Below are 12,744 nucleotides of genomic sequence, written 5' to 3'. Positions count from 1 at the left end.
TCCTGTTGATCATGTTTCGTGCCTACCGCTCCATCCGCGCGCGGCCGCGGATATTGTGGAACCCGCTACCGGATTCAGCGACTCCGAATGCCGGTGGCAGGATGCGGGTTGGGAGCAGGGTGGGGTCGGAGACAGCACGAGACTTAGGGGCGACGCCGGTGGAATTCAATGTTGTTGAACGCCACGAAACGCTGGTAGCCGGAACGGTGCTACGCAGCCCGGCACTCGCGGTCGAAGGGCCGCGCCGCGCGAAGGTCGAGGAGGCCTGGAAAAGAACGATCGCACGCGATCTGCCGGGCCCGCCCGCGACCGCGTACGTGGATCACGCGCCCGAGATCGGTTCGTATCTGACCCATATCGTCGGCTACGAATGCAAGAATCCGGACGACCTATTGCCCGGCGATGTACTGGCGCGTATCCCGGGCGGCGTTTTCGCCCGCTTCATTCGCAGCGGCGACAATCTCGGCGACGTGATCGTGTCGATCTGGCGGACGGTCTGGGATCTCGAGGCGGCCGGCAGCCTGGTGCGCGCCTACACCGGGGATTTCGAGCACTATCCGGACAACCGGACGGTGGAGGTTTTCGTCGCGCTGGATCCGAGCGCGGAGGGGTAGGGGAGCAGTGGACTTCGAAATCGTCACCCTGGAGGAATTCCTGGTCGGCGGGCTGACCATCCCTCTGGCGGGCCGTGAGGTCACCGCCCGCGACCTGGACCTGGTGAACTTCACCTGGGACCGCTATCTGGCCCGGGAGAAGAAGGCCGAACGCGTCGCCGCCTACATCGGCCAGAACGATCACGCGGTAGCCGTTCTCGGATACCAGCTTTCGGGCCTGCCCGACCTGGACACCGGCGACGTCATGACCCGCATCCCCTCGGGCCGCTACGCGAAATTCGTTGTCTCGGACAAGCCTTACGATCTGCTCCGCACCGCCTGGGCCCAGGTCGCCAAGGCCGAGAACGCGGGCACCATCACCCGCTCCCACGCCGCGGAGATCGAGCGATACACCGGTCCCACATCCGTCGAGGTCTACGTCTCCCTCGACTGACGTCGAAAAACCGATAAAGGGCGGCATCGCGATTGCGATGCCGCCCTTCGTGTTCGGTGCGTCGGGGCGGAGCCCCCACGTCTCCCATCGAGGGTTCGGAGGTGCAGCCCCCGAGAGCGATGCGAGTTATTCGGCGTCGATGATGAAGGCCTCGAGCTGGGCGCGGGCCACGTCGTCGGCCAGCTGCTTGGGCGGCGACTTCATCAGGTAGGCCGAGGCCGGGAGGACGGGTCCGCCGATGCCGCGATCCTTGGCGATCTTGGCGGCGCGGACGGCGTCGATGATGATGCCGGCCGAGTTCGGCGAGTCCCACACCTCGAGCTTGTACTCCAGGTTCAGCGGCACGTCACCGAAGGCGCGACCCTCGAGCCGGACGTAGGCCCACTTGCGGTCGTCGAGCCACTCGACGTAGTCCGACGGGCCGATGTGCACGTTGCGGTCGTACACCTTGCCCGAGAGCGGGCCCTCGAGGTTGGAGGTCACGGCCTGGGTCTTGGAGACCTTCTTCGACTCCAGGCGCTCACGCTCGAGCATGTTCTTGAAGTCCATGTTGCCACCGACGTTGAGCTGGTAGGTGCGGTCCAGCACGACGCCGCGGTCCTCGAACAGCTTGGCCATCACGCGGTGGGTGATGGTCGCGCCGACCTGGGACTTGATGTCGTCGCCGACGATCGGCACGCCGGCGTCGGTGAACTTCTGGGCCCAGACCGGGTCGGAGGCGATGAACACCGGCAGCGCGTTGACGAAGGCCACGCCCGCGTCGATGGCGCACTGCGCGTAGAACTTGTCGGCCTCTTCCGAACCGACCGGGAGGTAGGAGACGAGGACGTCGACCTTGGCATCCTTCAACGCCTGGACGACGTCGACCGGCTCGGCCTCGGACAGCTCGATGGTCTGCGCGTAGTACTTGCCGATGCCGTCCAGCGTCGGTCCACGCTGCACGGTCAGACCCGACGGCGGCACGTCGGAGATCTTGATGGTGTTGTTCTCGCTGGCGAAGATAGCGTCGGACAGGTCGAAACCGACCTTCTTGGCGTCGACGTCGAACGCGGCAACGAACTTCACATCACGGACGTGGTACGGACCGAACTTCACGTGCATGAGTCCGGGGACGGTCGAATTCTCGTCGGCGTCCTTGTAGTACTGCACGCCCTGAACCAGGGAAGATGCGCAGTTACCCACGCCGACGATGGCCACCCGAACTTCGGTGTTGATCTCACTCATGGCCGATATTTCCCTCTTTCTGTGGTGCCGCCTTCGTCGATTGCTCCGCAGCAATCAACTCGTTGAGCCAGCGCACTTCGCGCTCGCTTGATTCGAGACCGAGTTGATGGAGCTGGCGGGTATAGCGGTCCAGTTGCCCACTGGCTCGCTTTATCGCTTCCCGCAGTCCTTCTCGGCGCTCCTCGACCTGCCTCCGCCGCCCCTCCAGGATTCGCATCCGCGCTTCCGCGGGGGTGCGGCCGAAGAAGGCCAGATGAACGCCGAAGCCGTCGTCGGTGTAGTTCTGGGGTCCGGTGTCGGCGAGCAGTTCGGCGAACCGCTCCCGCCCCGGGTCAGTCAGGTTGTAGACACGCCGCGCACGGCGCGTTGCAGAGCTCGACCACGAGGCTGTCGCAGGGCCCTGCGGACTCTCCTCCGCGATGAGGCCGTCGGCCTGCATGCGCCGCAGGGTCGGATACAGCGACCCGTAGGAGAAGGCCCGGAACGGGCCCAGCAGACCGGTGAGCCGCTTGCGCAGCTCGTAGCCGTGCATCGGCGACTCGAGGAGCAGCCCGAGGATTGCCAACTCCAGCACCGGGCTTCACCCCCTGACTGTTGTGTTCAGACCTAACCGATGGATGCAGTTACAAACTATATCGCGCCGATATAAACGGCGCACCGAACCACCGCGACCCGGCGTGTGGCGACCCGCGTTACGCCGTGTGGCGAATTGATCAGAGTCCGTCCGGGGCGTGCGGGCCGAGGGCCACCGCAAGTACTCTGGGTCGCGTGCGAATACAGCGGCAGGTAGTGGACTATGCGCTCCGGCGCCGGTCCCTGCTGGCCGACGTCTACGCGGGGCGGGTGGACGTCGCGGATGTGTGCGATGCCAATCCGTACCTCCTGCGGGCGGCGAAGTTCCACGGGCGGGGAAGCGAGGTCACGTGCCCTATCTGCAGGAAAGAGCAGTTGACACTCGTCTCGTGGGTCTACGGCGACGGCTTGGGCGCCGTCGCGGGCTCCGCTCGCGCGCCGGAGGAACTGGTCCGGTTGGCCGAGACTCGGGAGGAGTTCTCGGTGCATGTGGTCGAGGTGTGCCGGACCTGCAGTTGGAACCATCTGGTGCAGTCCTATGTGCTGGGCCTAGCCCCGGCGCCGACGGGCCGACGCCGCGCCGGCACCCGTCGTACGGCCGCCGAGTGAGAGGCCACGTCGACTGCTGATCCGCGGGCACGCATGCCCGCCGCGGTACACCGACAGTGACCGCATCGAGCCCTGCCCGGGGACCCGGACCGTATCGAGAAGTAATTGGAGAGCCAGGCTGTGACATCGCCCTATGACGACGGACCGCACGGCGGCCGCCCCCGTGGCGGTTCGCAACCCGGCCCCGGTGGTTACCCGCCGCCGGCCCAGGGGGGACGGCCCGCGGGGCCGCCGCCCGGGGCGCGTCAGCCCATGGGGCCTGGTGGCCCGCAGCGCGGCAACGGCGGTGGTCCCGGCGGGATGCCGCCGCGCGGACCGAACGGCCAGCCGCAGCGCGGGGGCGCGCCGCAGGGCGGACAGCCGGCCCGTCGGCCCGGACCGCCCGGGTCGCCGCCCAGACCCGGCAATCCGGATGCGACCCGCAAGCTTCCCAACCCCGCCGCCGATCAACGCGTGAACACCGGCGCACGACAGGCGGTTCCGAATCACGTCTCCCGGACGGCCGCCTCGGACCGCCCCCAGCGGGTCGCCGATCGCGGGATGCGCGCGGGCGCCGCGGCGGGCGCGGGCGCGGCGACGCGGACCCGCCCGGCCGAGGGCAACCGGCCGCCGACCGGTGGCCAGCCCGCCACCCGGCGTCCCCAGGGCGGCACCCCTCCCGGCCCGCCGCCGCGGCGGCCGGGCGGCAACGGTTCCGGAGGCGGCAAGGGCGGCGGCAAGGGCGCCCCCCGCAAGACCTCCATCTGGCGGATCATCCGCCGGACCATCTACGTGGGCATGGCGCTGGTGCTCGGCCTGGGCAGCACGGTCTTCCTGTACGCCTATTCGACGGTCAACGTGCCGCAGCCCGGCGACCTGAAGAACAACCAGGTGGCCACCATCTACCTGGCCGACGGCAATTCGGTGCTGGCGAAGATCATTCCGCCCGAGGGCAACCGGACCGATGTGACGATCGATCAGATCCCGCCGCACGTCCGCAACGCGGTCATCGCGGCCGAGGACCGGTCGTTCTACACCAACCCGGGCTTCTCGATCCAGGGCTTCGGCCGCGCGTTCGTCGGTCAGCTGACCGGCAATTCGAGCGCCGGTGGTGGTTCGACGATCACGCAGCAGTACGTGAAGAACGCGATGGTCGGCAACGAGCACTCGCTCACCCGAAAGCTGCGTGAGCTGGTGATCTCGGCCAAGATGGCCAAGCAGTGGTCCAAGGACCAGATCCTGGCCGCCTACCTGAACACCATCTACTTCGGCCGCGGCGCGTACGGCATCGACGCGGCGGCCAAGGCGTACTTCAACAAGCCGGTGCAGGATCTGAGCGTGGCCGAGGGCGCGGTCCTGGCGGCCACCATTCAGCAGCCGTCGAACCTGGATCCGGAGAAGAACCCGCAGGGCGCGCAGACCCGCTGGAAGTACGTGCTGGACGGCATGGTCGACGGCGGCAACCTGCCCGCCGCGGACCGCGCGAACATGCAGTACCCGGCGGTGATCTCGGCCGCCGAGGCACAGCACGACAAGACCCTGGACGCGGGCCCGGAGGGCCTGATCAAGACCCAGGTGCTCAAGGAGCTGGAAGCCGCGGGCATCTCCGAGCACGACCTGAACACCCAGGGCCTGCAGATCACCACCACGATCGATCAGAAGGCCCAGGACGCCGCCGTCAACGCGGTGAACAAGGTGATGGACGGCGAGCCGGAGAAGCTGAAGGCCGCGGTGGTGTCGGTGGATCCCAAGACCGGTGCGGTGCGCGCCTACTACGGCGGTTCCGACGGCCAGGGCTTCGACTTCGCCAATGCCGGTCTGCAGCCGGGCTCCTCGTTCAAGGTGTTCGGCCTGGCCGAGAACCTGGAACTGGGCAAGCCGCTCTCGACCATGTACGACAGCTCCTCGCCGTTCAAGGTCAACGGCATCGAGATCCACAATGTCGCCGACGAGAACTGCGGCATGTGCACCATCGCCGAGGCCACCAAGCGGTCCTACAACACCAGCTTCTACCGGATGATGCTGGACATGCCGGGCAACGGCCCGCAGAAGATCGCCGACATGGCGCACCGGCTCGGCATCCCCGCGAACGTCGACGGCATCGGCAAGACGCTGGTGGAGCCGGACGGCTCGTCGCCGAACAACGGTATCGTGCTGGGCCAGTACAACGTTCGCGTGCTGGACATGGCCTCGGCGTACGCCACGCTGGCCGCGTCGGGCATGTACCACGCGCCGCACTTCGTGACCAAGGTGGTCGCCTCCGACGGCACCGTGCTGATGGATCGCGGCGACGTGGCCGGTGAGCGCAAGATCTCTGCGGCGGTGGCCGACAACGTGACCGACGCGATGAAGCCGATCGCGCAGTACTCGAACAAGCATCAGCTCGCGGGTGACCGCCAGTCCGCGTCCAAGACCGGTACCGCCCAGCTGGGCGACACCATCGAGAACAAGGACGCCTGGATGGTCGGCTACACGCCGTCGCTGTCCACCGCGGTGTGGATCGGCACGGCCGCCGGAAACGAGAAGCTGCGCAACGTCAATGGCGGCATGATCTACGGTTCGGGCCTGCCGTCCGACATCTGGAAGTCGACCATGGACGGCGCCCTCAAGGGCACGACGAACGAGTCCTTCCCGAAGCCGGGCAATATCGGTAGCTCGCAGGGTGGTGTGCCGTCCTGGTCGGCCCCGTACACCGCGCCCTCGACCACCGAGGCGCCGCTGCCCCCGGTCGTCACCACCAGCCAGATGCCGATCCCGGGTCTGCCCGGGTTCTCCATCCCGGTGCCGGGCCTGGCGCCGAATCCGCAGAACCAGCGGCAGCAGACCCAGCCCGAACCCACCCAGGAGCAGCAGGGCGGCGGCACGGGTCCGATGTCCGGGCAACCGGTCGCGCCCGCGGACGGGGGCGCCACGACCACGGCTCCGAACAGCGGTGGCGGTACCGGCAACGGCAATGGGCGGCCGAATCGGTAGCCTGCTGGCGTGATCGAGCAGCAACTGGCGCACCGGTCGGCCGCCGCGAGCGGACCGGCCGGCGCGGCGCCGGAGCCGGGGGAGGCAGCAGGAGTGGAACAGGCTCGTGCGCAGCGTGATACACCGGTCGGCTACGAGTCGCCGGCGCCGCTGGCGGCCGATCTGCGATCGGCCGACGACCGGGACAAGCCGAGTCGCACCGACACGCTGACCGCGCAGCTGTGCGATCCGCTCGGCGGCCCGGTCGGCGACCACGCGGTGATCGGCCGGGTCCGCTTCTGGACCCCGATGCGGGTGCTGATGGCGTTCGCGGTGCTGTTCCTCGCGTTCGGCTGGTTCGGCAAGGCGGCCTGCATCCAGCAGCGGCCGGACTCCTCGGGAGTCATGGGCCTGGACTGGAACAACGGCCGCCAGTACCTGGCCATGTGCTACTCGGACACGGTGCCGCTGTACGGCGCCGAGCATCTCAACGAGGGCGCGTTCCCGTACAAGAAGCAGTGGGTCGAGTTCAGCGACGGCAAGCCTCAGGTCCGCTACATGGAGTACCCGGTGCTGTCCGGGATGTACCAGTACATCTCCATGGGAATCGCCAAGGCGTGGAAGGTCTCTCCGCTGCCGGGCAGCGGCGCGCTCGAGGTGGTCATCTACTTCAATGTGGTGGCGATCGGCCTGGCGCTGGCCTGGCTGGTGACGATCTGGGCGACCGCGCGATCGGCCGGGCGGCGGATCTGGGATGCCGCGCTGGTGGCGCTGTCGCCGCTGGTGGCGGTGCACGCGTTCACCAACTTCGATTTGCTGGCAACGGCTTTCGCGGCGGGCGGCCTGCTGGCCTGGGGCCGCCGCCGTCCGGTGCTGGCGGGCATCCTGCTGGGCTTGGGCGGGGCGGCGAAGCTGTATCCGCTGCTGCTCCTGGGACCGATCCTGATCCTGTGCGTCCGCGCCGAACGGCACGATGAGGACGACGCGGCCTTCGGCGGCCTGACGCCGATGCGGGCCGCGGGTGCGGCGGTGGCGTCGGCGGCGATCACCTGGCTGGCGGTGAACGCGCCGATCGCGGCGCTGTACCCGAACGGCTGGTGGGAGTTCTTCCGGCTCAACACCGAACGGCACGCGGACCCGGATTCGATCTACAACGTGATCACCTCGTTCACCGGCTGGGCCGGATTCGACGGGGTGCTCGGCTCACAGGATGTGCCGACCGTGCTGAACACGGTGTCGCTGCTGCTGTTCATCGCGGCGTGCGCGGGCATCGGCTGGATCGGCCTGACCGCCGCGCGGCGGCCACGGCTGGCGCAGCTGGCCTTCCTGGTGGTGGCGGCGTTCCTGCTGACCAACAAGGTGTGGAGCCCGCAGTATTCGATCTGGCTGGTGCCGCTGGCCGTGCTGGCGCTGCCGCACCGGCGGATCCTGTTGGCCTGGATGACGATCGACGCCCTGGTGTGGGTGCCGCGCATGTACTACTACCTGGGCCCGGATCACAAGGGCCTGCCCGAGCAGTGGTTCACCGGCACCGTGGTGGTGCGCGATCTGGCGGTGATCGCGTTGTGCGTCCTGGTGATCCGCCAGATCTACCGTCCCGCCGAGGATCCGGTGCGCCGCGACGGCGCCGACGATCCGGGCGGCGGTGTGCTCGACCGCGCCCCGGATCCTCAGCATCCGTGGCTGCCGTCCTGGCTGTGGCCGCGCCGGCCGGAACCCGTGCCCTGAGCCGACGCTCAGGGCCGGGACCCGCTCACCGCCTCAGAGAAAGCGGGCCAGCTGCGGAACGGCCTCGCCCGGGTGCTTGGCCTGGAAACCCTCACCGAGGGCCTGGAACTTCCAGTCCCCGCCGGGAGCCGGGCGGAACATCTTGCCCATGGCCATGCCGGTGAACGGCATGCCGCCGGTGAGGGTGAAGCGTGCCATCTCGGCATTGGTGGCGCTGTCCACCAGACGGCAGTAGGCATTGGCGAGCTGTTCGAAGGTGTGGCCCTTGTAGGAGGTCACGATGAACAGCAGGGTGGTGACCGACGGCGAGATGCGCGACAGGTCGACGCTGATCTCCTCGTCGTCGCCCTCGCCCTCACCGGTCAGGTTGTCGCCCTGATGGCGGATCGACCCGTCCTTGGAGGTGAGGCTGCCGTAGTACACGACGTCGACCGGGCCGTGTCCGGCGAACATCACCACCGAGGCGTCCAGGTCCACGTCCACGGCCTTGTTGCCGAAGATGCCGCCGCGCTTGACCGGGTCCCAGCCCAGACCCATCTTCACGTAACTCAGTGCGGCGCCGCCCTCTTTGCGCAGGTTGATGCGCTGGCCCTTGACCAGGCTGACGACGTGGCCGGTGGGCAGATCGCGATCGGCCTGCGGCGCGGGCGGCGGCGGAGGCGGTGGCGGCGGGAAGCCGCCGGTGGGCGCGGGGGGCGGCGGGAAGCCGCCGGTCGGCGCGGGGGGCGGCGGGTAACCGCCCGTGGGCTCGAATTGCGCGGGCGGGGGCGGATATCCGCCCGTGGCCGGGGCGAACTGCTCGGGAGCGGGTGCGGACACGGGCGCGGGCTGCGGCGTGTCGTCGACGCGCACGCCGTGGTCGGTGACCAGCGCGGCGAAGCCGCCCGCGTACCCCTGCCCGACCGCGCGGGCCTTCCAGCTGCCCTGGCGGCGGTACAACTCCAGTGCGATGACGATGGATTCGGTGCTCAGGCCCTCGATCCGGTACTCGTACAGCGAGTTTCCGGCGGCGTCGGAGACCCGGGCCACGGGCGCGGACAGTTGCCCGAAACTGCCGTTGGCGTCGTCGAGGGTGATGACGGCCCGAAGCTGTTCGATATCAGCGGGAATCGCGTCCAGCGACACCGCCAGCACGGCGGGCGTGCCCGGCGCGCCGGGGCGCAGTGTCACCCCCGGCCCGGAGGGCTGGTTGAAGAACACGAAATCGGCGTCGGTGCGCACCGTGCCCGCCGGGGTGACGAGTAGCGCGGACAGGTCGGCCGGTGCGGCCACCTCCACGCTGATCACCAGTTCGTGGACACTCAGCGGACCGTTCTGGCCCTTCACCAAAACTGCGGACACGATCGACCCTTCGCTTGACGGTGCGGTCGCTGCCACTCTACGAGAATGTGGCGACACGGGCCGGAGGCGTGGTGGCCGAGTATGCCGGGAACGCGTGGCAGTATCGGCACCGTGAGCGACGGTGAGGTGGAACCCGCGGAAGCGCACGAACAGTACCTACGCGCCTTCCGGCACCCGGCCGTGTCCCGCGACCAGCTGCGCGACCTGCTCGACGCGGTGAACGCCTTCCTGGACACCATCACGCCCAAGGAGGGCGAGGTCACGCCGCGCGGCGGCTGGGCCCCGGAGTCCACGGCCATGGCATTCCAGATCGGGCGCGCGGTCGAGCAGGTGCTCTCCGAGCGCGAGGACGCCGATCGGGAGCTGGTGCGCCGCCGCGATATTCGGGACCGCCTGGTGGCGGCGCTGGACGCGGTGCTGGACTGCCTGCGCACCCTGCCGGAGCTGGCCGAGGCCGAGGTGTCGCTGGGCACCCTCTGCGTGAACGAGGGCTTCCAGGTCTACGACGACGGTTCGGTCCGCACCACCCCGGAACAGGAGGCCACAGCGGACGCGGGTCTGCTGGAGCGCCGCCGGATCGAGTTGGACGAGCAGATGACGGCCGCGGTGGCCGCGCGCACCGCCCTGGTGGAGGACACCACCGATCTGATCCGGGAACGGCTCGGCGTGGCCGAGGTGGGGATTCCGTGGGTGATCCTGGCCGCCACCCAGGGCGGCCTGGATGTCTCCGAGCCGTTCGAATTCGCCGCCGACCATCTGCCCGACGGTGAACTGCGGGATCTGATGGTGCAGCTGGTCACCGATATCGAGCTGGCCCGCACCCTCGAGGAACCCGCGCAACCGCTGGCTTAGCCCGAATCCCGTCGCAAAAGCCCGAAACCACATCGCCGCCGCACCGGCGGTGCGAGTCTGACTCGCAGGGACCCGAACCGGCCTTCCGACGGGAGATTTCGGTGAAGAAGCTCATCAACGATCCGGCCGATGTGGTGGACGCCGCCCTGGCCGGGATGGCCGCGGCGCATCCGGAACTGCGGGTGGACACCGAACGACGCATCGTGGTGCGCGCCGACGCACCGCGCCCGGGCAAGGTCGGCCTGGTCTCGGGCGGCGGCTCCGGACACGAACCTCTGCACGGCGGCTTCGTCGGCCTCGGCATGCTGGACGCGGCCTGTCCCGGCGAGATCTTCACTTCCCCGGTGCCCGATCAGATCCAGGCCGCCACCGCGGCCGTGGACTCCGGGGCGGGCGTGCTGCACATCGTGAAGAACTACACCGGCGACGTGATGAATTTCGAGATGGCCGCCGAACTGGCCGCCGCCGAATCCGGTGCGGAGGTCCGCGCGGTCGTGGTGAACGACGATGTGGCGGTGCAGGACAGCACCTACACCGCCGGACGGCGCGGCGTCGGGGCGACGGTGATCCTCGAGAAGATGGCGGGCGCGGCCGCCGAACAGGGCCGGCCGCTCGACGAGGTGGTGCGTGTCGCGGAGGTGGTGAACGCGTGCTCGCGCAGCATGGGGATGGCGCTGACCTCCTGCACCGTCCCCGCCGTCGGGCACCCCACTTTCGAGCTGGGCGACGCCGAGATGGAGATCGGCATCGGCATCCATGGCGAGCCCGGCCGGGAGCGGGTGCCGCTGGCCTCGGCCCGCGATGTGGCGGGGATGCTGCTGGAGCCGATTCTCGCGGATCTGCCGTTCGCAGCGGAGGATCGGGCGCTGTGCTTCGTCAACGGCATGGGCGGGACGCCGCTCATCGAGCTGTACCTGATGTTCGACGAGGTGTCGCGGATCCTGCGCGGGCGGGGGATCCGCGTCGAGCGCTCGCTGGTGGGACCGTACATCACGTCACTCGACATGGCGGGCTGCTCGGTCACCGTGACTCGCCTGGACGAGGAGCTGACGGCGCTGTGGGACGCGCCGGTGCGGACTCCGGCGCTGCGGTGGGGCATCTGATGGCGGCGGTCGACGTGTCCGCGTGGGTGCGCGGATTCGCGGCGCTGGTGGACGAACACGCCACGGAGTTGACCGCACTGGACGCCGCCATCGGTGATGCCGATCACGGGACGAATATGCGGCGGGGTATGACAGCGGCCGTTGCGGCACTGGATGATTCGTCGTCACCGGCCGACACCATGAAGCAGACCGCGCTCGTGCTGATCCGCACCATCGGCGGCGCCGGCGGGGCGCTGTTCGGCACGTTCTTCCTGCGCTTCGCCGGCTCCATCGACAGCGGTTCGGACATGGTCGATTTCGCGCGGGCGTTCCGGACGGGCCTGGACGGTGTCATCGCGCGCGGAAAGGCCGAGCTCGGGGACAAGACCATGGTGGATGCCCTCGCTCCCGCCGCCGATGCCTTGGACAGGGAAGTCGCGGGTGGCGCCTCGGCCGAGGTGGCCCTGGATGCCGCGGTCGCTGCGGCGCAGGGCGGCCGGGATGCCACGACGCCGCTGGTGGCGCGCAAGGGCAGGGCGTCGTATCTGGGTGAACGCAGTGCGGGACACCAGGATCCGGGCGCGACCAGTGCCACGCTGCTGGTCCGGGCGGCGCGGCGGGCATTGCGATGATCGGACTGGTGGTGGTCTCGCACAGCCGGGCGCTGGCCGAGGCCGCGGTGGCGCTGGCCGCCGGGCTGCTGCCCGATCAGGGTGTGGCGGTGCGGATCGCGGCGGGCCTGTCCGCGGCGGAATTCGGCACCGACGCGGTCGCGGTCGCCGACGCGGTCCGGGAGGCCGATTCCGGGGACGGCGTGCTGGTGTTGATGGATCTGGGGAGCGCCGTGCTGTCCGCCGAGACCGCGCTCGATCTGCTCGAATCCCCAGTGCGGGTGCGTCTCTCCGCGGCACCGCTGGTCGAGGGTCTGGTGGTGGCGCTGGCCGTGGCGGGTGGGGGCGCTGATCTCGAGACCGTCGCCCGCGAGGCCGAGGGCGCGCTCACCGCGAAGCGGTCGCAGCTCGGTTCATCCGTGGAACCGGGGGGCGCGATCGATCCACATCTATCCACAGGTAGTGCACCTGTGGATAACTCCGCCGTCATCGAGATATTCGAGGTGACCGGTCGGCACGGATTGCATGCCCGCCCCGCTGCCGAGTTGGTCTCGGCCCTGCGGGATTTCGACGCACACGTCGAACTCCGCAATGACACCACCGGCATCGGACCGGTGCGCGGCGACAGCCTGACCAGCGTCCTCACCCTCGGCGTACTTCCCGGTCATCGGCTGGAAGTGCGCGCGACCGGTCCCGATGCGGCCCTGGCCGTCGCGAAGGTTCGCGCCCTGACCGTGAATTGACGC

The 12,744-nt window shown here is 69.2% G+C and carries 12 protein-coding genes; 9 read left to right on the top strand and 3 right to left on the bottom strand.

The genetic code is table 11. The annotated features are described in order from the left end of the window. The first annotated feature begins 158 nt into the window (after window positions 1-158). Window positions 159-614 (top strand): effector binding domain-containing protein, encoded by a 456-nt coding sequence (locus ACFYTS_RS16670; RefSeq protein ID WP_387305169.1) that lies wholly within the window; start codon window positions 159-161, stop codon window positions 612-614. Between the two features lie 7 nt (window positions 615-621). Further along, window positions 622-1,047, top strand: a complete 426-nt coding sequence (locus ACFYTS_RS16665; RefSeq protein ID WP_357274632.1) for a GyrI-like domain-containing protein — start codon at window positions 622-624, stop codon at window positions 1,045-1,047. Window positions 1,048-1,173: 126 nt separating this feature from the next. On the opposite strand, the gene ACFYTS_RS16660 is transcribed toward ACFYTS_RS16665, so the two are convergent. Together ACFYTS_RS16660 and ACFYTS_RS16655 are read right to left on the bottom strand one after the other, a co-directional pair. After that, a complete protein-coding gene (locus ACFYTS_RS16660) occupies window positions 1,174-2,271 on the bottom strand; it encodes an inositol-3-phosphate synthase (RefSeq protein WP_357274634.1) in 1,098 nt (365 codons plus the stop codon). Next, window positions 2,264-2,845, bottom strand: coding sequence for a PadR family transcriptional regulator (locus ACFYTS_RS16655; protein WP_357274636.1), 582 nt, complete (start codon window positions 2,843-2,845; stop codon window positions 2,264-2,266). Before ACFYTS_RS16655 ends, ACFYTS_RS16660 begins: the two co-directional genes overlap by 8 nt. A gap of 194 nt (window positions 2,846-3,039) precedes the next feature. Between ACFYTS_RS16655 and ACFYTS_RS16650 the strand changes: the two genes are divergently transcribed. The 3 genes from ACFYTS_RS16650 (at window position 3,040) to ACFYTS_RS16640 (ending at window position 8,112) form a co-directional block, all read left to right on the top strand. Continuing rightward, a complete protein-coding gene (locus ACFYTS_RS16650) occupies window positions 3,040-3,453 on the top strand; it encodes a DUF5318 domain-containing protein (protein ID WP_357274638.1) in 414 nt (137 codons plus the stop codon). Window positions 3,454-4,230: 777 nt separating this feature from the next. Further along, the gene (locus ACFYTS_RS16645; protein ID WP_387305166.1) at window positions 4,231-6,405 is read left to right on the top strand and encodes a transglycosylase domain-containing protein; all 2,175 of its coding nucleotides are present in this window, start codon (window positions 4,231-4,233) and stop codon (window positions 6,403-6,405) included. 93 nt (window positions 6,406-6,498) lie between these two features. After that, entirely contained in the window at window positions 6,499-8,112 is a 1,614-nt protein-coding gene (locus tag ACFYTS_RS16640; RefSeq protein ID WP_357275878.1) for a glycosyltransferase 87 family protein, read from the top strand. Window positions 8,113-8,145: 33 nt separating this feature from the next. Here the strand turns inward: ACFYTS_RS16640 and ACFYTS_RS16635 are convergent, their stop codons facing one another. Beyond that, window positions 8,146-9,453, bottom strand: coding sequence for a TerD family protein (locus tag ACFYTS_RS16635; protein WP_387305002.1), 1,308 nt, complete (start codon window positions 9,451-9,453; stop codon window positions 8,146-8,148). Window positions 9,454-9,564: 111 nt separating this feature from the next. Here ACFYTS_RS16635 and ACFYTS_RS16630 point away from each other — a divergent pair, with 111 nt between their 5' ends. From ACFYTS_RS16630 to dhaM, 4 genes are all read left to right on the top strand, one after another. After that, entirely contained in the window at window positions 9,565-10,305 is a 741-nt protein-coding gene (locus ACFYTS_RS16630) for a hypothetical protein (RefSeq protein WP_357274642.1), read from the top strand. A 101-nt stretch (window positions 10,306-10,406) separates the two neighbouring features. Then, window positions 10,407-11,408 carry a dihydroxyacetone kinase subunit DhaK gene (dhaK, locus tag ACFYTS_RS16625; protein ID WP_387304999.1) on the top strand — a complete coding sequence of 334 codons (1,002 nt, stop codon included), beginning with the start codon at window positions 10,407-10,409 and terminating at the stop codon, window positions 11,406-11,408. Next, window positions 11,408-12,019, top strand: coding sequence for a dihydroxyacetone kinase subunit DhaL (gene dhaL, locus ACFYTS_RS16620; RefSeq protein ID WP_387305165.1), 612 nt, complete (start codon window positions 11,408-11,410; stop codon window positions 12,017-12,019). The genes dhaK and dhaL overlap by 1 nt, the downstream gene beginning before the upstream one ends. Beyond that, entirely contained in the window at window positions 12,016-12,741 is a 726-nt protein-coding gene (gene dhaM / locus ACFYTS_RS16615; RefSeq protein WP_387304996.1) for a dihydroxyacetone kinase phosphoryl donor subunit DhaM, read from the top strand. Before dhaL ends, dhaM begins: the two co-directional genes overlap by 4 nt. Window positions 12,742-12,744 lie beyond the last annotated feature (3 nt).

Source organism: Nocardia sp. NPDC004151, from assembly GCF_042874235.1.
In the GTDB taxonomy this organism is placed as follows: domain Bacteria; phylum Actinomycetota; class Actinomycetes; order Mycobacteriales; family Mycobacteriaceae; genus Nocardia.
This window is presented reverse-complemented; position numbering and strand designations above follow the sequence as displayed.

Bases quoted from the DNA above. Each gene is read 5' to 3' on its own strand.
- ACFYTS_RS16660 (WP_357274634.1), bottom strand. From the start codon at position 2,271: ATGAGTGAGATCAACACCGAAGTTCGGGTGGCCATCGTCGGCGTGGGT.
- ACFYTS_RS16645 (WP_387305166.1), top strand. From the start codon at position 4,231: ATGGCGCTGGTGCTCGGCCTGGGCAGCACGGTCTTCCTGTACGCCTAT.
- dhaL (WP_387305165.1), top strand. From the start codon at position 11,408: ATGGCGGCGGTCGACGTGTCCGCGTGGGTGCGCGGATTCGCGGCGCTG.
- dhaM (WP_387304996.1), top strand. From the start codon at position 12,016: ATGATCGGACTGGTGGTGGTCTCGCACAGCCGGGCGCTGGCCGAGGCC.